Source organism: Erythrobacter sp. THAF29 (assembly GCF_009363635.1).
Classification (GTDB): domain Bacteria; phylum Pseudomonadota; class Alphaproteobacteria; order Sphingomonadales; family Sphingomonadaceae; genus Erythrobacter.
The window spans coordinates 228,409-246,027 of the sequence record NZ_CP045392.1 but is presented as its reverse complement, the minus strand read 5'-3'; the positions used below and the strand labels follow the sequence as shown (position 1 = coordinate 246,027).

Below are 17,619 nucleotides of genomic sequence, written 5' to 3'. Positions count from 1 at the left end.
AGTGGTTCGAAAATGTCATAATTATGCACCATCAAGCTCGTGGAACTTAAATCATTCGCAAAGCAAGGCTTTGTGCGCTATGACCTCTTTTGGTGGACGGCATTCGGCTGATCGGATGTCGGGCCGCGTCCGGTTCGGATCACTGTCCCCGCAACCGGCGCATCGAAGTGATTGGACAGTGTGACAAGGTACGTACTGGATTATGGGTTACGATAGGGGACGTCGGCGCGGCCGGGACAAGCGCGACGGTTTCGGCGAAGAGGGTTTCGATCCTTTCGGTGGCGGGATGGACGGATTTCCACCCCCGAGTGATTACGGAAATGACCGTGGTGGTGACCGCTTTGGCGGTGGCGACCGTGGCGGTGGCGGAGACCGTTTCGGCGGTGGCGGCGATCGCGGCGGACCGCGCGGCGGCTACGGCGGCGGCGATCGCGGTGGCCCTCGCGGCGGCGGTGGTGGCGGAGGCGGCGGTTTCAACCGCATGCCCGCTCAGGTCGTCGGCACCGGCAAAGGCACCGTGAAGTTCTTCAACGGCCAGAAAGGCTTCGGCTTCATCCAGCAGGAAACCGGCGGTGAGGACGTGTTCGTCCATATCAGCGCGGTGGAGCGCGCGGGCCTAGAAGGGCTTGGCGAAGGTCAGGAACTCGAATTCAACCTCGTCGATCGCGGCGGCAAGATTTCCGCACAGGATCTCCAGATCGTTGGCGATGTCGTGCAAGTCCAGGCAGGCGGCCCTCCCAAGCGCGAGCTGACAGGTGAGAAGGCGACCGGTACGGTCAAATTCTTCAACTCGATGAAGGGTTTCGGCTTCCTCGTTCGCGATGACGGCCAGCCGGACGCGTTCGTGCATATCAGCGCGGTCGAACGTTCGGGTCTTTCGGAGTTGAACGAGGGCGAGCGCTACGAATTCGACCTCGAGGTCGATCGACGCGGAAAGTATTCCGCGGTCAACCTCGTGCCGGTCCAGGGCTAACCCCCCGAACATTTATCCGGCCGTTTGACCAAGTGTCCGAGCGGCCTTATCTCAAACGCGGATGGCGGCTCAATCTTGGGTCGCCATTTGTGTTTTGACCTGATTTCAAGCCTAGGATTTGATCTATGTCGATTACCCCGCTCATGCCTGTCTATCCGCGTTGCGGCGTGCGGCCGGTTCGCGGCGAGCACTGCCACCTTATTGACGAGGACGGCACGCGCTATCTCGATTTCGCGAGCGGGATAGCGGTCAACCTGCTGGGGCACTCGCATGAGGGGCTGATCAAGGCTATTCAAAAGCAGGCGGAAACGCTGATGCACGTCTCCAACCTCTACGGCAGTCCGCAGGGCGAAAAACTCGCGCAGACGCTGGTCGATAACACCTTTGCCGACACGGTTTTCTTCACCAATTCCGGCGCCGAGGCTGTCGAAACCGCGATCAAGACAGCACGCGCTTACCACCAGCACGAAGGCGACACGACGAAGTTCGAGCTCATCACCTTCAAGAACGCATTTCACGGGCGCACGATGGCAACCATCAGTGCTTCGAACCAGGAGAAGATGCACCACGGCTTCTCGCCTCTTCTTGCCGGGTTCAAATATGCAGAATTCGACGATCTGGAATCGGCCAAGGCACTTATGGGGCCGAACACCGCCGGCTTCCTTGTCGAGCCGATTCAGGGTGAGGGCGGCATTCGACCGGCATCGGTCGAGTTCATGCAGGAACTGCGAAAGCTTGCCGACGAGAACGATTTGATGCTCGTTCTCGACGAGGTGCAGTGCGGCGTTGCGCGCACCGGCACGCTATATGCCTACGAGCAATACGGGATCGAGCCCGACATCGTCGCGACGGCAAAGGGATTGGGCGGCGGATTCCCGATCGGCGCCTGTCTTGCGACCGAAAAGGCGGCGCGCGGCATGGTCTTCGGCACGCATGGCTCGACCTATGGCGGCAACCCTCTTGCCATGGCCGCGGGCAGCGCGGTGATGGAAGCGGTCGCGAATGAAGAATTTCTCGCTTCGGTCCGAGAGAAAGGTGAGCGTCTGCGCTCGCGCCTTGAGCAGTTCATCGGCAACTATCCGGAACTTTTCGAGCTGGTGCGCGGCAAGGGGCTCATGCTCGGCATCAAGATGAAGGTCGAGAGCCGCCCGTTTTTCGTCCACCTGCGCGACAACCACCAGCTGCTTACCGTTGCGGCGGGCGACAACACACTGCGCGTAATCCCGCCGCTCGTCATTGGCGATGCGGAAATGGACGAGTTCTTCGAGAAGCTTTCGGCCGGGGCTGCGAGCTACGAAGTGCCCAGACCGGCCTGATGGCGGTGCGCCACTTCCTCGACCTCGGAGACGCCGGAGCTGACGCAATCGCGGCGCTGATCAACGACGCAATCGACCGCAAGGCGGCGCGATCAGGCTGGGCGAAAGGGCAGCCGGATTCCGATGCGCCGCTGGCTGGCCGCGTGCTGGCGCTCGTATTCGAGAAGAACTCCACGCGCACGCGGGTCAGCTTCGATATTGCGATGCGCCAGCTGGGCGGGACAGTCCTGATCCTCGAAGCAGGCTCGAGCCAGCTTGGTCGCGGCGAGACCATCGCCGACACAGCGCGGGTTCTGAGCCGGATGGTCGATGCGATCATGTTGCGGACCGACGATCATTCGAAGATCGAGGAAATGGCCCGACACGCCACGGTACCGGTGATCAACGGCCTCACCGACCGCTCGCATCCCTGCCAGATCGTCGCCGACCTGCTTACGATGATTGAGCATGGCAAGTCGCTGCCCGGTCTTGAGGTCGCGTGGTTTGGCGATGGCAACAACGTGTTGCATTCGGTCCTGGAAGCAGCCGGGCTCATGAAGTTCAATGTGCGCGTTGCGACGCCTGCCGGTTTTGAACCCGAACCCGAATTCGTCGAATTGGCACGAGCCGGTGGCGCGTCCGTGACACTCACGCAGGACGCGGGGGTGGCGGCGCGAGGGGCGGACGTGATCGTCACCGACACGTGGGTTTCGATGGGACAGGACCATGCAGATGCGAAACTTGCGGCGATGGCGCCCTTTCAAGTCAACTCGGCGCTGATGGCGGAGGCCAAGAGCGACGCAATCTTCCTTCACTGCCTCCCGGCCCATGTCGGCGAAGAGGTGAGCGAGGATGTCTTCGAGAGCGATCGGTCGGTGGTCTTCGACGAGGCGGAAAACCGTATCCACGCGCAAAAATCGATCCTGCTCTGGAGCTTCGGGCTGCTCGAGGCGGCATGATTGGCCGACCGGGCCGAGGGTCTTAAACCTTCGCGGTCGAACCACCATATAGCCGCTCATGCAGACAGAGATCGAAACATACTCCGACAAACTTCTCGGGTTCACGTTGCCTGCCCGCAATGCGCGTGCGCGCGTCGTACGGCTTGATACCGTTGTTAAGGACGTCCTCTCGGCGCACGATTATCCCGCGCCCATCACTCACCTGCTCAGCGAGGCGTTGGTTTTGGGCGCGCTTATGGGCGGCCTGATGAAAGGGGATGAGGCGCAGCTGACCATGCAGGCGCAGACGCAGGCTGGCGTCGTATCTCTTCTGGTCTGCGATTATCGCGGCGGGACGATGCGCGGCTATGCCGATTTCGATGAAGAGGCTCTGGCAGGACTGGGCGCAAATCCTTCGCTTTCTGCGCTATTCGGGGAAGGGTATCTGGCGGTGACCTTCGAAACCGGTGGAGGCCGTCGCTATCAAGGCATCGTTCCCTTGGAGGGCGAGACCCTTGCCGAGGCGTGCGAGACCTATTTCGTGCAGTCGGAACAGGTCCCGACCTTGATCAAGGTCGCCAGCCGCTCGGGCCCCGATGTACAGATCGCAGCCGGCCTCCTCATCCAGCACCTCGCCGACGGGGAAGAGGGACGCGAACGTCTGCACGTCCGCCTCGACCACCCTGACTGGGAGCACGTAGTCACCATGGCGTCTACAATCAGCCACGACGAGCTGGTCGACAGCAACCTATCGCTGGAGGCACTTGCCTGGCGGCTGTTTCACGAAGAGGAGGAGGTGCGCGTGCAACCTGGCGCGGAGCTAAAGCGCGGATGCCGCTGCAGCGCCGAGTATTATGAGACGGTCATCGCGCGTTTTCCCGAAGCGGAACAAGCAGCTATGCGCGACGAGGACGGGCGTATCGTGGTCGACTGCGCCTTTTGCTCGAAAGCGTTCGAGCTTCAGATTTAACGGCTCGTCTCTGTTCAGAAACGGCTCATCGCAGTTATGGCAGAATGTGCAAGCGATTCTTTCTGAAAGGACGATGTTGATCTGATGAGAAAAGCACCGAGCAAATTAAGCCGACGAATGAGCCTGTTGGCATGCACCGGGGCGCTGGGCTTCTCTATCCCGGCGTTCGGGCAGGCCGATGGTCTCGCGATGCTGGCAGGTCTGACCAAGGGCGAGTGGACGATCAAGTTTCGCGACGGATCGCCCGATCGCAAGATCTGCGTTCGGACCGGCCGCGAACTCATCCAGCTTCGTCATCGCGAAACAGGGTGTAGCCGATTCGTGGTCGAGGACGGTGCTGCTCGGGTCACCGTGCAGTATACTTGTCCCGGCAACGGGTACGGACGGACTTTCATCCGCCGCGAAACCGGTGCGCTCGTCCAGATCGAAAGCCAGGGCATAGCTGACGGACTGCCGTTCCAGTTTGCAGGCGAAGCACGCCGAACCGGAACCTGTTGACCGTCTTTCTTTCGCTTACAGGTGATTGCGTCTCGTGGCGATCGCGCTAAGCGTCACGCAATGAGCGAAGAAAGCAAGGCCTCACAAAAACCGGTCGCAGTCGTCCTTCTTTCGGGCGGTCTCGATTCAATGGTAACCGCAGCCATCGCCAAGGAACGCGGCTTCGAGGTCCGCGCGCTTACCGTCGATTACGGGCAACGGCATCGACTGGAGCTCGCCTCAGCCAAACGGATCGCAGAAGAACTTTGGCTGGCTTCCCAGACCGAGATTGCACTCGATCTTCGAGCCTTCGGAGGCTCGGCACTGACCGATGCGATCGAAGTGCCAAAGTCGGGTGTTGGCGACGATATCCCCGTAACCTATGTCCCCGCCCGCAACCTCGTGTTCCTCGCCCTCACCACCGCATGTGCCGAAGCTGCGGGATCGAGTGATGTCTTCATCGGAGTCAATGCGCTCGACTATTCAGGCTATCCCGATTGCCGACCAGAATTCATCGAGAGTTTCGCGGAGACCGCCCGACTGGGGACCAAACAGGGCGTTGAAGGCCGTCCCTTCACTATCCACGCTCCGCTCCAACAAATGACCAAGGCAGACATCGCGAGGGAATGTCATCGGCTTGGCCTGGATCCGGCGTGGAGCTGGTCCTGCTATGATCCAACCGAAGACAACCTTGCTTGCGGACTGTGCGATTCATGTCGTCTGCGGAAAAAGGGATTTGCCGAGGCGGGATTACAGGATAGCACAGTCTACGCCGCGTAGGGCGCGAAGCCGCCATCCATTCTGTCTTGGGCGCGGGAAGGGGAATTCTCTTGGAAGAAGCGAAAATCGACGAGCAGGGTCAGGCTGAACAACCGGTCCCGGCATACAGCTGGTATGCACTGAGCGTCCTCGTGCTCGTCTACGTTCTCAATTTCATCGATCGCCAGATTCTTTCGATCCTGGCAAATGACATAAAGGCCGACCTGGGGGTCGACGATGCCTATCTGGGATTTCTCTACGGTACGGCATTCGCGATCTTTTATGCGCTGTTCGGAATTCCCCTCGGGCGACTGGCAGACAGTTGGAAGCGCGTGCGACTAATGACACTGGGCTTGACGCTCTGGTCGGCCATGACGGCGGTTTCCGGTTTTGCTCGGGACGCCGCGACCCTGACTGTCGCACGGATCGGGGTTGGCGTAGGCGAGGCCACCGCCAGCCCCTCTGCTTATTCGCTTATCTCCGACTGGTTTCCCGCCCGGCTCAGAGCGACCGCGCTCGCTATCTATTCCTCAGGCCTCTATATTGGGGGCGGTGTGTCTCTGGCGATCGGGGGGGTGATCGTCGATCGATGGAATGCGGCATTCCCCGATGGCGACCCGGTTCTTGGCCTTGCCGGTTGGCAGGCCGCATTCATCGCTGTCGGACTTCCGGGATTGCTGCTGGCAATCTGGGTCTTTACCTTACGCGAGCCGGTCCGCGGTGCGATCGACGGGCTCCCCTCGAAAGAAGACCCGCAGCCATTCCGCGGATTTATGCGCGAGCTTTACACGGTCATACCCCCATTTACATTTCTGGGGGCGGCGGCACGCGGGGCAAGGGCGTTCGCGATCAACATCGCTATCTTCTTCGCCACGCTTGTACTTGCTCACTTGATTACGCGCGCGCTTGATTCCGGAGAGGGCTTGATCGTAGCGGGACTTGGCGGGCTCCTTGGGGCGGAACTGCCGCCAATTACCGATCAGTGGTTCCTACTGGCGATCGGATACTATGCAGTGTTCTGCTGGGCGAGCGCATTGCGTGTGCGTGATTATCCGACATTTGCACTGACCTGGGGATCACCTGCATTTCTGTGCACCATCCTCGGATATGGAACGGTCGCGTTCATGGCCTATTCCGCGTCGTACTGGGGTGCCCCTTATGCCGAGCGCGTTTTCGACGTGTCCAAGGCCGAACTCGGGTTCTGGCTTGGAGGAGGCGGAGCGGTTGGCGGATTCCTCGGTGTTATCCTGGGCGGCCGGATGGCAGACGCGCTCTTTGCTCGTACTCAGTCAGGACGGATTTGGGTGGTCCTCTTTGGCCTTCTTAGCCCCATCCCCTTCGCAATCGTCCAGTACACGACCGGGAGCTTCCCCCTCTTCCTTGTCCTGAATGTCGTGGTCGGCGCGCTTGCCGCATCGGCGCTTGGCGCGGCTGCGGCCAGCAGCCAGGCTTTGGTGCTGCCACGGATGAGAGGCACCGCAACCGCAACGTTTTTTCTGGCGACGACTTTGGTAGGTCTGGCGCTCGGACCGTATACGGCTGGCTACGTCTCAGCGGAGAATGACGGTGACCTCAGTGCCGGTGTGCTAGCCACCCTCTGGATTGCGCCGGTCGGCCTTGCCCTGCTTTTGGCGGCGCTAAGACTTGTCCCAAAAGCCAACGCAACTGTGCTGGAGCGCGCAGTAGCGGCGGGCGAGCCGGTAGCGACCGGTAACTCCTGAACCAGCTACGAGCGCACCAACACGCCGCATGCGATGCGGGGGCCTGCATTCCCGGCGGGATCAGAGCGATAATCGTCCGGTCCCGCGTGAACCATCACCGAGGTTCCGTCTTCATCGAAGATTAGAGGGACGAGTTCAGCCGCGTCCCCTTCGAGTGATGCGGATCCGGTAAAGGTTCCGTCGGTGTCGATTACCAGATTCGGCAAATCGCCGAGATGTTTGCCGTCTTCATTCAGAGTGCCGTGAGACTTTTCAAAGGGGTTGAGATGCCCGCCCGCGGAGGTGAAGTCGGGCGCGTCGCACTGGCCTGTCATGTGGAGGTGAAAGCCATGCTCTCCATCCTCGAGACCTTGAAGCGCAATCTCAAGCGTAAGCGACTCTGCATTCTGGTTCAGCGTAACAGTCCCTGCCGGTGCGCCTTGAGAATTGGACAACTCGGCGACGGCGAGCTGGATCGCGGCGTTCTCAACTGTGCTCTCTTGGTCGCTGATCGCAGTCTCCGATCCCGTACAGCCCGTGATCGCGGCTGCAATTGATGCAAGGCCTAGCGCACTGAGATTACGCATAACTCTTCCCCTATTTTGGATGGACTTGCGAAAGAAAAAGGGGCCGGATTGCTCCGGCCCCTCAATCTGTGGAGCGTGAAGCTCAACCTTACATGCCCGAACCCGGACCGTAGGTGACTTCGACGCGACGGTTCTGAAGTTCGCGAACGCCATCAGCTGTCGGAACACGTGGCTGCGATTCGCCGAATGCTTCGCTGCTGATACGACCGTCCGGAATACCGCGACCGGTGAGGTAGTCGCGCACCGATGCGTTACGACGCTCGGCCAGACCGATGTTGTACTGAACACTACCGGCACGGTCGGTGTGACCGGCGAGCATGACGTTTGCAGTGCCGCAGTTGGCGTAAGCCGTAACCGCGTTGTTGAGGATCGTCGCAGCTTCCGCAGTGATGTCTGACTGATCGAAATCAAAGAAGACAATGTACGGCCCCGTGTTGCACGGCGGCGGCGGAGGCGGCGGCGGCGGCGGTGGCGGTGGCGGTGGCGGCGGGGGCGGAGGAGGCGGCGGCGGCGGGGGCGGAGGAGGCGGAGCTTCACCACCGAAGTTGTAGGTGAGCGTGCCGAGCAGCGAGTGCGTGCTCACGTCCGTCTCAAGCGAATTGCCGACCGTATCGAACAACTCCAGATTCACCGCGTTGAAGTAGCGATAACGAAGGCCAACATCCCAGCTGTCGCTCAGCGGCGCGCGAACGCCGGCAAGGAGTTGCCAAGCAAGGCCGGTATCGGAATCATCGACGACAGGCGAGAGGTTTGAGAAATACTGAGCTTCAACGTCGGTGCGCGCGACGCCGATGCCGCCGCCGAAGAAGCCCTGAAGGCCGTCATCGGAGCCGAGATCAAACAGACCATTCAGCATGAAGCTAAGCGAATTAAATTCGCCATTAGCGACCTGCGTGGTCCCCGGAGGCACCTGGTTCAGGAAGCCCGGGGTTGCGCGGAACGTTTCGAGGTCGGCCGTACGATAGCTGGCTTCAGCTTCGAGGCGGAACGCACCGAAGTCATAACCAACCAAGCCACCGAAATCGGCACCTTCGGTGTAGTCACCCTGGTACTCTTCCGGGCTGCCGTTCACGTCGAACTTGATGTCTTCGACGATCATGACGCCACCTTGACCCTCGATATACCATTGGCCTTCGCGGGCCATGGCGGGTGCGGTGAGCGCTGTCGAAGCCATCGCCATACCAATGACGAGATTGCGCATTCTTATATTCCCCTTTTTATAGGTTTGAGGCACCCTTCGTATCTAACTTCTCGGCAAAAAAGTGGCAAGCAATCAATCGCCCTAAACTGTTGCAAGAATGCCGCTATCGACGGTTGCTGGGAAAAAAATGGGCTCAAAGCCGCAGTATTCGAATGCTGGATCGCAGCCATTTAGTGAATCGGATGGATTAACCTGCGAAAATTCCAGCACTTCGCATTGCTGAAATTAGTTCGTTTATCGCCGCGCGGGCCTCGGAATCGACTACGCTTCCGCCAGCAGGTTCCGAGGGCTCCGCGGGTTGTATCCAACCCGCATCGAACAGCAGACATTGGCGTGCCGCCCGATCATACAACCGGGTTCCGGCGGGAGGATCGACGAACTGCCATGCGCCTGAAATCCTGATAGCCAACATGTCGTCCTTGCCCGCCCAATCATCCGTGGCTCCGCCGGCTATCCGAAAGCAGGAGCCATCTGCAGGATCGGCAGGCGGGGCAGCGACAGATGCCTCTACCGAAAGCTGAAGAAGACTGTCGATGGTTGCCAACGCCTGGTTCACGAAGAACTCTTTCTGTGCCTGTCCCGCAAATAGTAATGGAAGCGAATAGGTCTGCGTGCTCGATGCGAAAGTGAGTGGCTCGGTCATGATTGTCTCCTGAATACCTAATCGATGTTCGCGAGGTGCAGTGGCGGCGAATTGACGAAGGTGCCCACCTGTTTGACCCAGATTGGACCGGGCCCATGCGCAGCTAACAGATCAGCTCTTTCCTGAACCCCCAGAGCCAAGCTGGCCTCATTGACCACCCAGGTCCTGTGGGGACTGTCGACCGGTCCGAATCCAACGGCATAGGCCTCCTGCTGCTCGATCAGCGGTGGTTCGAGCAGCGACTCCCAGCGCCATTGTCCGCGTGCCCGGCGAGTCCAGAATAGCTGCCAGCTTTCGTCCGACGAAACGCTGAGCCGGGGGTGAACCGGGGTAGGCGGTCGCCGCGATAGACCGGCATTGTCGAGCTGTGCGAAGACAGGTGTTGCATCGCCCCGACCGACTGCGGCAATTCGCGTTGTCGCTTCGGTATTGATCTGAGTTGGGTCGAGACCGGTAAGCCTATCGTCGATCAGTACGACAGCCGTGCCAGCTGGATGGACGACTTGCGCGGCATCTTCCGTTCCGCCGCGCCCTCGAAGGAGCCCGGTAAGCTCCCATCGGCCGGGTGCAGTTTCCGTTGCACCCGCGAACTGAATGATTTCTGCGCCAACGCAAAGTCGGTTTGCGCCATTCGCAATGCCGTTAATGTCTGCTTCCATCAGCGCGGATACGGGCCCGGCAATTGCCACTTCGACCTTCGCGTTGGGTTCGAACAGATGGCAGGCGGACACTCCGAGCGGCACCGCAAGCGTGCCATGAACGGCGCTTCGGGAGCCACTTGGACCGATCGGGACAAGCGAAGAATTCTGCTCGGCAAATAGGCTAGCGCCGTTCCAGTTTTCCGAAGTGCCGGCTGCGGCTGCGAATAGATTGGGCTTATCAACGTCGCCGCTGCCCTCATGCGGAATCTCGATGGCCGCAAGCGTCGTCTGGGCAACGGAGAGGTCTAGCGGCGAGTTTGCCGCTCCGGAATCGCCGCCTGTTGTGCTTCCAAGCTCGGGAGGTAACCGTTCTAGCTCGAGTTCGATGCCTTCCGAGAGCCACTCCCAACTTCTGACCAACCAAAAGCCAGGGCCATCCGGAATTTTCACAACGCTTCCGGCGACAATTGACGGATCGATTTCACCGACACGCCATTTCAGGCGCTGGGAGCGCCATCTTGTCCTGTGGGCATTGTCATTTGCCAACTGCTTTGCGCCAGATGCATTCAGGACTGCAGGGAGGTCGATCATAATCTCGCGCCCCTCGCTGCGAACGCCATTGGCGCGCTGGACGCCAGGTTGGTAGTCGCGTCCCTCGTCATAATAGCGCAGCGCAAGAGGCTCTCGCGCTTCTGCCTGCCCCCGCTGCCTATGGCGCTCATTCGCATCGCCACTGTCCCTCGAAGACAGCTGCCGTGACAGGGTTGGGATGTTCTGCGGCAGCGCCTTACGGATTCCCAGTTTGAGGCCGTCCTGTGCCACTCGACAAGTAAGGGGGAAGACACGGTCGAGAGCAGCGAGCGTCGACGAAATCGAACCGCCTTCATCGGCGAAGCCCCGCGCGTATTCTATTTCGGCATTTCCGGCATCGACATCGGCGCTCGGAGCGAGCGCATTAAGCGTCACCCGAGGCGCTTCCTCTGCGAACACTTCGAAGGTCAGTGCTGGGATTCGGTTGCCGTAATCGGCAAGTTGAAGATCTTCGAACAGAACATAGGCGCAGTCGCGAAATGCGACCGCGTCACTACCCTTTTCGGCGGCAATAATCGGATCGACCGGGTCATCACCGAGCCCCCTGTATAACCTCATCTCACCCTCGACCTTGAGATCGCCTTCACTGCCGCGCAGAAGTTCGCCATCTGCCCAGATCCTCCCGATCCGCTCTATCGGCGTGCTGGAAAGTGCAACAGCGAATGAGGCCGAGTAGCTGTAAGTCGTATTCTTGGGGCGGCCCTTGCCACCCTGCGTTTCCGATTTTTCACTAAGTTCGGTCGACCAGATCACCGTGCCAGCAACTCGCATGCGACCGAAAATGCGAGGAATCGGCTGACCGTAGCTTGAGGTTGTGACCGAGAGCTCCTTTAGCCGCGGCCCTTCTCGCGCACCGCTTCCGAAAATCGACTGATCGACTTGGCGCCCGAGAAGCCCGCCGATAGCGCCGCCCAAAGGTCCACCGAAAGCCGTGCCTACGACTGTGAACAACACTGTGGCCATGAACCGCTTCCTTAGATTGGTTTCGCCAGCCGCCAGTGGGCGACGCGAATAATGTCGTGCGCTAGCGGCTGGCGGACCACGCGCCGCAATCCTGCGTGAGCGTGGATCACGGTGTCCGGTGTCTGGGCAATCATCAGGTGATGCTGGATCGCACCGGGACGAGTGACGAGAAGATCACCGCTGCGGAATTCGCCATCCACTGGATCGAATCCGGATCGCTCGAAGCACGCCTGCCATTTTGCAATCGAAGTAGAGCGCAAGGTGTAGCCGCGCGGAATTGAGGGGTTGCGCCCGATAGCTTTCAAGCTCGCAGCCACGAGACCGACGCAATCCAAGCCTGTTTCGGGGTTGCGGCCGTAAAGCCTGAAGGGTCGTCCGATCATTGCAGCGGCGGCCTCGGCAAGCTGATCACCCGGCAAAGCGGCTTGCATCATTCCGATCCTTTGCCGTAGCGGGCGAGAAGATCATTGCCTGGCAGAAAAGGCTCACCCCTGAAATTCACCGCATTGGCGAACCGGGTCCTGCAAGTCTGGAATGTGTGGTCGCATCCCTCGCGCACTTCGACCTTGGTCCCGATTGGCGTCCCCTCGACGAGCGAACGATCTAGGACGAGCCAAGACCTGTCGACGCCAACGACATGAAACACCAGACCCGTTTGTGTCCCGTCCAGAAACCTAACGCGACCGTCGACGAAATCCAGTCCGGCGCTGTTTGCGAGCTGTACCCGGTTGGCATCGATGTCGACGGCAGTGAGGGTGTCGAGAGCCTCGAATTTCCGGGCTGAGAGACCGCATCCCGGCCCGCAGAAGATCGCTCGGCATGCATGAGAGTGTTGGGGGCCACGCAAGGCCTCGGGTTCTGCGGCCGAGAAAAGATGTGCCTGGGCGCCGTTCGGAAAGCTCAAACGGCGAAGCGAAGCCTCGAACTTGGGTGCCCGGTCAGGTGGGCAACAGGCGATGATGCCGCTTTCTCCTTCGACCATGACCGCGCGGGCTTCGGCCATCGATGAAGAAATGAGCGCGATGCGAGCATGTGGATTTTCCTCTGCCATCGAGCGGACCCATTCCGCCCCGGCACGCGTCTTTCCAAACCCGCGCCCCGCCATGATGAGCCAGGTGTGCCAAGTGCCGGGCGGCGGCAATTGCGTTTCGCGAGCAAAGAATCTCCAGTGATAGGCAAATTCTGCGCGTTCCTCTTCATTGAGCGCTCTGGCGATCCGGTCTCGCGTCTTCGAAGAAGTTTCTGCGAGCCAGTCCAGCCTTTCGCTCACGCGGATTTACCGCGCTGCTTCTCTTGCTTGACACGCATGCGAATGTCCTCGACCTTGCGGTCGATCGACGCGCGGATTTCGGCTGCACTTACATTGCGTTGCTCTGCCTCGGCCCGCACGGCGTTCTCGCGATGTGCGTTGAGCAAGCGGATCGCGTTGGCGAAATCGTATTTGTCACGATCGTCGGTCTGCAAATCGCCATCGCGCAGGCGACGCAGCACCTCCATTTCAAGATGGACATAGCCTTCCCACAGGGCGCCGAGCCAGGCGCGGGCGAAGTCCGCATTCTCGCGGCGCAGCCTATAGGCGGTGCTTGGACCGATCTTGGCTTTTTCCGCTGAAGCCTTGACGTTCGATGTCTCTGCAAGCGTCTCCAGAAATGTCTTGCGCCAGCGCGGGTTGCCAGAACGGCCGGAGCGCTTCTTTGCGCGAGCGGTCATAATGGCCTCCTTTGCAAGCATGAAAAAGGCGGCACATCGGAGAAGATGGCCGCCCGCTGGCGAATCGCTATTTTTCGACTATGCCCCTCTCTAACCAAAGAGCGTCACGATGTCAATCAAAAAGTGCCAAATAGGTTATTTATTTGCGGTTGCGCGCTCATTGAGGCTACCCTAATCCTGCGCGCCACTCTGTAACAAAGGCCCCTTCGATTGGCTTGGCTTCGCTCGCTTTACAATTGGACGATGGACAAGGCCGCGCACCCGCATGCGCAGGGTTGGCTGGCGTTCTTCTGCTTCATCGAATCGAGCTTCTTCCCGGTCCCGCCGCATCCGCTTCTTGGCTTGATGTGCCTCGCGGAGCCCAAGAAGGCGGTTCGCTTTGCCTTGATTGCAACGACGGCGTCGGTGCTCGGCGGCCTGTTCGGTTATGCCATAGGCTATTTTCTTTATGAAACCGTAGGCGAGTGGATGCTCGGCGTTCTCGGGTTGACCGAAAGTTTTCCGGTTGCAGCTTGTTATATCCGCGACCAGGGCGCAGCAGCTGTCTTCCTTGCCGCCGGCACTCCGATCCCGTTCAAGCTGATGACGATCACCGCAGGCTTCATCGAAATGGACCTGCTGACTTTTACCGCTGCCGCAATCGCGGGAAGGGCGCTTATCTTCATGGTGGTGGGGATCCTGTTTCAGGCGTTCGGCGCGCCCATCAAGAAGGTCATCGATCAATATCTCGGCACCGTCACCACGGTGTTTGTGTTGCTCGTCGTTGCTGGTTTCGTTGCGATCACGCAGTTTGGCGGTGATGACGAAGAAGCGGGCGCTGCCAATCGCTGCGATAGTGTGACGAGCCTTGAGCAGCTCAATGCGATGCCCGGTGTCGAAGAAGGTAGATGACCTGAGCCTAAAGGACGTATTCGGAGATCAATATCGCCGATCCCACCGCGACGACAAGCGCTCCGAAGCCTATTTCCATCGCTCGCCCTTTTGCACTCACACGGGTTAGAGCAAATTTGCCTGCGGCGGCTCCGAGTACACCTCCAAGACCGAGATAGGCAACCAGCAGCCAGTCGACATATCCAGACAGTGCGTAAGAAAGCGCCGTCGTGGTTCCGACGGCGGTAATCACCAGCAGGGAAGATGAAATAGCAGCGGCAATAGGCATGGCGGTCGCTCCGATCAGCCCGGGCACGATCAAAAAACCGCCACCGATCCCGAAGAAACCGGAAAAGCCGCCCACGGCAAACCCGGCGGGCACCAGCTTTGGTAGAAGTACCCCCGCGGTCGAGCGTTGGAGTCTGACATCCGGATTGGACCCGCCCTTGCGCTCACGTATCGTAAGCGCGCCGACGCCGATCATCAGCAGAGCGAACAGGGCAAGGAGGCTTGCTCCGTCGACCGATTTTCCGAGTTCGGCGCCTAGCGCGGCTCCGATCACGGCAAAGGCAGCGAAGACAAGAGCACACGACCATTTCACGTTGCCGCCCCGAATGTGAACCGCAAGACCGATCGCGGCATTAAGGGCGACAGCAACGGCCGCAGTCCCGATTGCTGTGTGCGTGCTATCCACACCGACCACGTAAATCAGGAGAGGCACGGCCAGAATCGAGCCTCCGCCGCCTACCATGCCCAGTATAAAGCCGATGATCGCCCCGGCCAGGATTGCCGCGAGTATCGTGGTGGGATCCATCAGCTGGTCAGGCCGACGCGCGCCGGTTCCACGGCATTAGTGAAAGAAGGTTCGCCATGCCACACCAGCCGGTTACACCGGCAAACAGGAGGCCTGCGCCGACAAAACCCGAGAGCCCGTACCATAGAGGCGATGTCAGCGTGCCGAGGACAACACCGACGAGGATCAGGATGCCTGCTGCGATCTGCACCTGGCGCATGATCTCGATAGGTTGGGATGCATCTTCCTCAACAGGAAGTCCCGAGCTCCGCCACGCGTCGAGACCGCCATCAACGATGTAAGCATCGCCGGCGCAGCAGGTTTGCAGCCGCGCAGAATTGGCCCCCGTGCGCATTCCCGATTTGCACATGAAAACGACGGGGTCCGTGCCTTCGACCTCGAACAGGCTATCGAGCGGGCGGTTCTCCGCCTCATTCGCTTTTGCGCGGCGGAATTCGTCCGGTGCACGGATGTCGATCAGGCGCGCGCCCGATTTGACGAGACTTGCCGCTTCGGCTGGGCTGATGGTTCGGATCGCCATATGGTTTCTCCTCAGGAACAATAGAGTTGGTACAGGGTGGCCAGCAGCGCTTCGCAGCGCGGATCGGCGATGCGGTAAAAGGCCGTTTGTGCTTCCTTGCGGGCAGCCACCAGATCTTCCGCGCGCAATTTCGCCAGATGCTGGGACAAGGCAGATTGCGACAACCCCACCTCCATGGCGAGTGCACCGACGCTGAGTTCGCCATTTTCGGCCAGCTTGCACATGATCATCAGGCGCCGGTCGTTACCGAGCGCTTTCAGAAGCGCAGCGACTTCGCCCGCACGGGCGGCAAACTCGGCTGGATCGAGAGGAGGATGGATCGTCTTTTTCATTAGAACTTGCTAAATAAGCAAATGCTAATATATGTCAAGAGTGATTCACTACCCCAATGGAGATTCCGGTGACCGATCCCCAAGTCCGCGCATTTTTCGACGAGCCGACAAATACGGTAAGCTATCTTGTCTGGGATCCCGCAACCAAACGCGGGGCCATCATAGATCCTGTCCTGGATTTCGATCTCGCATCGGGCGAGGCGGACGTGCGATCAGCCCAGGCCATGATCGATGCTGCCAGCGAAGAGGGAGTGACTATCGACTGGGTGCTCGAAACCCATGCCCATGCAGACCATCTTTCGGCTGCTCCAATGATCAAGGCGAAGACCGGGGCCAAGATCGGTATCGGCGAGCACATCAAATCGGTGCAGAAGATATTCCGCCCGGTGTTTGCCGATCACACGTTGAAAACCGACGGGTCCGATTTCGACCGGCTGTTTGCTGATGGCGAGACATTCGCGATTGGCGACCTCGAAGTGGAGGTACTGCACGTGCCCGGACATACTCCTGCGGACGTCGCCTACAAGATCGGCAAACACGTATGGGTCGGCGATACTCTCTTCATGCCCGACTACGGCACAGCGCGGGCCGACTTTCCCGGAGGCGATGCGAGGCAGCTGTACCGGTCGATCAGGCGTCTCCTTTCCCTTCCAGACGATACAAAACTGTATCTTTGCCACGACTACAAGGCGCCGGGACGCGAAGAGTTTCGTTGGGAAACCAGCGTGGGCGAGCAGCGTCGAAAAAGCGTCCATGTGCATGATGGCGTGACCGAAGACGAATTCGTCGCCATGCGCGAGGCGCGCGACAGCGATCTTGCCGTGCCGCGGCTCCTACTCCCCTCGATCCAGGTAAATATTCGCGCAGGCAAATTCCCCGAAGCGGAGAACAACGGCGTGCGGTATCTCAAGATTCCGATCAAACCGGTCTCGCGCGGAATAGAGAAATGAGGCTGCTCTACCGTTGCTAACCAATTGCGATATTGGCGAGTCTCTCCCGGTCGAGCACCTCGATCGAGCGGTAGGCGCGCCGCACCAGACTGAGTTGCTCCAGCTCCTTGAGCGCGATGTTCACAGTTGCGCGGGTAAGCCCGAGCAGATCCGCCAGCTCCTGCTGGGAAATCGCAATTCGCACGGGTAGGTCGTTCCCTTCCGCCATCATGGCGAGGATGCCCGCGACCCGAGCTCCGGCAGAACCGCGCCTGATACCTGCCACGACGTCGAGCAGCTCCTGCAATTGCTGTGAAAGCGTGCCCAGGAGCAACCGGGACGCTTCAGGGTGCTCAAGGAGCAAAGCTTCAAAAACCTGCGAGCGGATGTGACGAACCTCGCTGCGAGTCCGCGCAACGGCATCTACAACGCGCGGACGGTTTGCAAACATTGCAAGTTCGCCCCACGAATCTCCGGGGCCAATCACAGCGACGGCGCGGAACTCCCCATCGGCAAGGAATTGGCCGATAGAGACCGATCCCTCCTCGAGAAGCCAGAACCCCTCCGCTTCGTCGCCCCGTTGGGCGATGATCTGGCCGCCATCAAAGCGACGAGGCGATCCGTCGGCCCGAAGGCGTTCCTGCAATTCCGACGGCAGCGCCGAAAACAGCATGGGCGCGCCAAGAGAGCGTTTGGCAGATTGTAA

The 17,619-nt window shown here is 59.9% G+C and carries 20 protein-coding genes and 1 pseudogene; 9 read left to right on the top strand and 12 right to left on the bottom strand.

Annotated features, from left to right (window positions below; genetic code table 11):
- Positions 1-202: 202 nt before the first annotated feature.
- The 7 genes from FIU90_RS15805 (at position 203) to FIU90_RS01200 (ending at position 7,133) form a co-directional block, all read left to right on the top strand.
- Entirely contained in the window at positions 203-973 is a 771-nt protein-coding gene (locus FIU90_RS15805; protein ID WP_152433122.1) for a cold-shock protein, read from the top strand.
- A 125-nt stretch (positions 974-1,098) separates the two neighbouring features.
- Entirely contained in the window at positions 1,099-2,289 is a 1,191-nt protein-coding gene (locus FIU90_RS01225) for an aspartate aminotransferase family protein (RefSeq protein WP_152433121.1), read from the top strand.
- Positions 2,289-3,227 carry an ornithine carbamoyltransferase gene (gene argF / locus FIU90_RS01220; protein ID WP_152433120.1) on the top strand — a complete coding sequence of 313 codons (939 nt, stop codon included), beginning with the start codon at positions 2,289-2,291 and terminating at the stop codon, positions 3,225-3,227. Before FIU90_RS01225 ends, argF begins: the two co-directional genes overlap by 1 nt.
- A gap of 58 nt (positions 3,228-3,285) precedes the next feature.
- The gene (locus FIU90_RS01215) at positions 3,286-4,176 is read left to right on the top strand and encodes an Hsp33 family molecular chaperone HslO (protein WP_152433119.1); all 891 of its coding nucleotides are present in this window, start codon (positions 3,286-3,288) and stop codon (positions 4,174-4,176) included.
- 117 nt (positions 4,177-4,293) lie between these two features.
- Entirely contained in the window at positions 4,294-4,674 is a 381-nt protein-coding gene (locus tag FIU90_RS01210; protein WP_234029579.1) for a hypothetical protein, read from the top strand.
- Positions 4,675-4,734: 60 nt separating this feature from the next.
- Positions 4,735-5,433, top strand: a complete 699-nt coding sequence (gene queC / locus FIU90_RS01205; RefSeq protein ID WP_152433117.1) for a 7-cyano-7-deazaguanine synthase QueC — start codon at positions 4,735-4,737, stop codon at positions 5,431-5,433.
- 50 nt (positions 5,434-5,483) lie between these two features.
- Positions 5,484-7,133 carry an MFS transporter gene (locus FIU90_RS01200; RefSeq protein ID WP_152433116.1) on the top strand — a complete coding sequence of 550 codons (1,650 nt, stop codon included), beginning with the start codon at positions 5,484-5,486 and terminating at the stop codon, positions 7,131-7,133.
- Between the two features lie 5 nt (positions 7,134-7,138).
- On the opposite strand, the gene FIU90_RS01195 is transcribed toward FIU90_RS01200, so the two are convergent.
- From FIU90_RS01195 to FIU90_RS01165, 7 genes are all read right to left on the bottom strand, one after another.
- A complete protein-coding gene (locus FIU90_RS01195) occupies positions 7,139-7,699 on the bottom strand; it encodes a superoxide dismutase family protein (protein ID WP_152433115.1) in 561 nt (186 codons plus the stop codon).
- Positions 7,700-7,787: 88 nt separating this feature from the next.
- A complete protein-coding gene (locus tag FIU90_RS01190; RefSeq protein WP_152433114.1) occupies positions 7,788-8,900 on the bottom strand; it encodes an OmpA family protein in 1,113 nt (370 codons plus the stop codon).
- 187 nt (positions 8,901-9,087) lie between these two features.
- A complete protein-coding gene (locus FIU90_RS01185) occupies positions 9,088-9,543 on the bottom strand; it encodes a DUF2793 domain-containing protein (RefSeq protein ID WP_152433113.1) in 456 nt (151 codons plus the stop codon).
- A 17-nt stretch (positions 9,544-9,560) separates the two neighbouring features.
- Complete coding sequence (locus tag FIU90_RS01180) at positions 9,561-11,738, bottom strand: phage tail protein (protein WP_152433112.1); 2,178 nt, start codon at positions 11,736-11,738, stop codon at positions 9,561-9,563.
- An 11-nt stretch (positions 11,739-11,749) separates the two neighbouring features.
- Positions 11,750-12,172, bottom strand: a complete 423-nt coding sequence (locus tag FIU90_RS01175) for an NlpC/P60 family protein (protein WP_234029578.1) — start codon at positions 12,170-12,172, stop codon at positions 11,750-11,752.
- Positions 12,169-13,008 (bottom strand): phage BR0599 family protein, encoded by an 840-nt coding sequence (locus tag FIU90_RS15770; RefSeq protein WP_152433111.1) that lies wholly within the window; start codon positions 13,006-13,008, stop codon positions 12,169-12,171. Before FIU90_RS15770 ends, FIU90_RS01175 begins: the two co-directional genes overlap by 4 nt.
- Entirely contained in the window at positions 13,005-13,448 is a 444-nt protein-coding gene (locus FIU90_RS01165; protein ID WP_234029577.1) for a hypothetical protein, read from the bottom strand. Before FIU90_RS01165 ends, FIU90_RS15770 begins: the two co-directional genes overlap by 4 nt.
- Before the next feature lie 243 nt (positions 13,449-13,691).
- Here FIU90_RS01165 and FIU90_RS01160 point away from each other — a divergent pair, with 243 nt between their 5' ends.
- Positions 13,692-14,339 (top strand): YqaA family protein, encoded by a 648-nt coding sequence (locus FIU90_RS01160; RefSeq protein WP_152435628.1) that lies wholly within the window; start codon positions 13,692-13,694, stop codon positions 14,337-14,339.
- Between the two features lie 7 nt (positions 14,340-14,346).
- Here the strand turns inward: FIU90_RS01160 and FIU90_RS01155 are convergent, their stop codons facing one another.
- The 4 genes and pseudogenes from FIU90_RS01155 to FIU90_RS01145 all read right to left on the bottom strand — a co-directional run bounded on the left by FIU90_RS01155 (position 14,347) and on the right by FIU90_RS01145 (position 15,984).
- Positions 14,347-15,132, bottom strand: coding sequence for a sulfite exporter TauE/SafE family protein (locus FIU90_RS01155; RefSeq protein WP_172970143.1), 786 nt, complete (start codon positions 15,130-15,132; stop codon positions 14,347-14,349).
- A gap of 7 nt (positions 15,133-15,139) precedes the next feature.
- Positions 15,140-15,331 carry a DUF2892 domain-containing protein gene (locus tag FIU90_RS15830; RefSeq protein WP_370515216.1) on the bottom strand — a complete coding sequence of 64 codons (192 nt, stop codon included), beginning with the start codon at positions 15,329-15,331 and terminating at the stop codon, positions 15,140-15,142.
- A 57-nt stretch (positions 15,332-15,388) separates the two neighbouring features.
- A pseudogene (locus FIU90_RS15825) lies at positions 15,389-15,652 on the bottom strand (rhodanese-like domain-containing protein); the annotation flags it as partial.
- A gap of 11 nt (positions 15,653-15,663) precedes the next feature.
- On the bottom strand, positions 15,664-15,984 hold the full coding sequence (locus tag FIU90_RS01145; protein WP_152433107.1) for a helix-turn-helix transcriptional regulator: 321 nt from the start codon (positions 15,982-15,984) through the stop codon (positions 15,664-15,666).
- A gap of 56 nt (positions 15,985-16,040) precedes the next feature.
- On the opposite strand from FIU90_RS01145, the gene FIU90_RS01140 reads away from it, so the two are divergent.
- Positions 16,041-16,934 carry an MBL fold metallo-hydrolase gene (locus FIU90_RS01140; protein ID WP_199799345.1) on the top strand — a complete coding sequence of 298 codons (894 nt, stop codon included), beginning with the start codon at positions 16,041-16,043 and terminating at the stop codon, positions 16,932-16,934.
- Positions 16,935-16,950: 16 nt separating this feature from the next.
- On the opposite strand, the gene FIU90_RS01135 is transcribed toward FIU90_RS01140, so the two are convergent.
- Complete coding sequence (locus FIU90_RS01135; protein WP_172970142.1) at positions 16,951-17,586, bottom strand: Crp/Fnr family transcriptional regulator; 636 nt, start codon at positions 17,584-17,586, stop codon at positions 16,951-16,953.
- Positions 17,587-17,619: the final 33 nt, after the last annotated feature.

Excerpts from the sequence above, each read along its gene's own strand:
- FIU90_RS15805 (WP_152433122.1), top strand. The coding sequence starts at position 203 with ATGGGTTACGATAGGGGACGTCGGCGCGGCCGGGACAAGCGCGACGGT.
- FIU90_RS01225 (WP_152433121.1), top strand. The coding sequence starts at position 1,099 with ATGTCGATTACCCCGCTCATGCCTGTCTATCCGCGTTGCGGCGTGCGG.
- argF (WP_152433120.1), top strand. The coding sequence starts at position 2,289 with ATGGCGGTGCGCCACTTCCTCGACCTCGGAGACGCCGGAGCTGACGCA.
- FIU90_RS01215 (WP_152433119.1), top strand. The coding sequence starts at position 3,286 with ATGCAGACAGAGATCGAAACATACTCCGACAAACTTCTCGGGTTCACG.
- FIU90_RS01210 (WP_234029579.1), top strand. The coding sequence starts at position 4,294 with ATGAGCCTGTTGGCATGCACCGGGGCGCTGGGCTTCTCTATCCCGGCG.
- queC (WP_152433117.1), top strand. The coding sequence starts at position 4,735 with ATGAGCGAAGAAAGCAAGGCCTCACAAAAACCGGTCGCAGTCGTCCTT.
- FIU90_RS01195 (WP_152433115.1), bottom strand. The coding sequence starts at position 7,699 with ATGCGTAATCTCAGTGCGCTAGGCCTTGCATCAATTGCAGCCGCGATC.
- FIU90_RS01190 (WP_152433114.1), bottom strand. The coding sequence starts at position 8,900 with ATGCGCAATCTCGTCATTGGTATGGCGATGGCTTCGACAGCGCTCACC.
- FIU90_RS01185 (WP_152433113.1), bottom strand. The coding sequence starts at position 9,543 with ATGACCGAGCCACTCACTTTCGCATCGAGCACGCAGACCTATTCGCTT.
- FIU90_RS01180 (WP_152433112.1), bottom strand. The coding sequence starts at position 11,738 with ATGGCCACAGTGTTGTTCACAGTCGTAGGCACGGCTTTCGGTGGACCT.
- FIU90_RS01175 (WP_234029578.1), bottom strand. The coding sequence starts at position 12,172 with ATGATGCAAGCCGCTTTGCCGGGTGATCAGCTTGCCGAGGCCGCCGCT.
- FIU90_RS01165 (WP_234029577.1), bottom strand. The coding sequence starts at position 13,448 with ATGACCGCTCGCGCAAAGAAGCGCTCCGGCCGTTCTGGCAACCCGCGC.
- FIU90_RS01160 (WP_152435628.1), top strand. The coding sequence starts at position 13,692 with ATGGACAAGGCCGCGCACCCGCATGCGCAGGGTTGGCTGGCGTTCTTC.
- FIU90_RS01155 (WP_172970143.1), bottom strand. The coding sequence starts at position 15,132 with ATGGATCCCACCACGATACTCGCGGCAATCCTGGCCGGGGCGATCATC.
- FIU90_RS15830 (WP_370515216.1), bottom strand. The coding sequence starts at position 15,331 with ATGCGCCAGGTGCAGATCGCAGCAGGCATCCTGATCCTCGTCGGTGTT.
- FIU90_RS01145 (WP_152433107.1), bottom strand. The coding sequence starts at position 15,984 with ATGAAAAAGACGATCCATCCTCCTCTCGATCCAGCCGAGTTTGCCGCC.
- FIU90_RS01140 (WP_199799345.1), top strand. The coding sequence starts at position 16,041 with ATGGAGATTCCGGTGACCGATCCCCAAGTCCGCGCATTTTTCGACGAG.
- FIU90_RS01135 (WP_172970142.1), bottom strand. The coding sequence starts at position 17,586 with ATGCTGTTTTCGGCGCTGCCGTCGGAATTGCAGGAACGCCTTCGGGCC.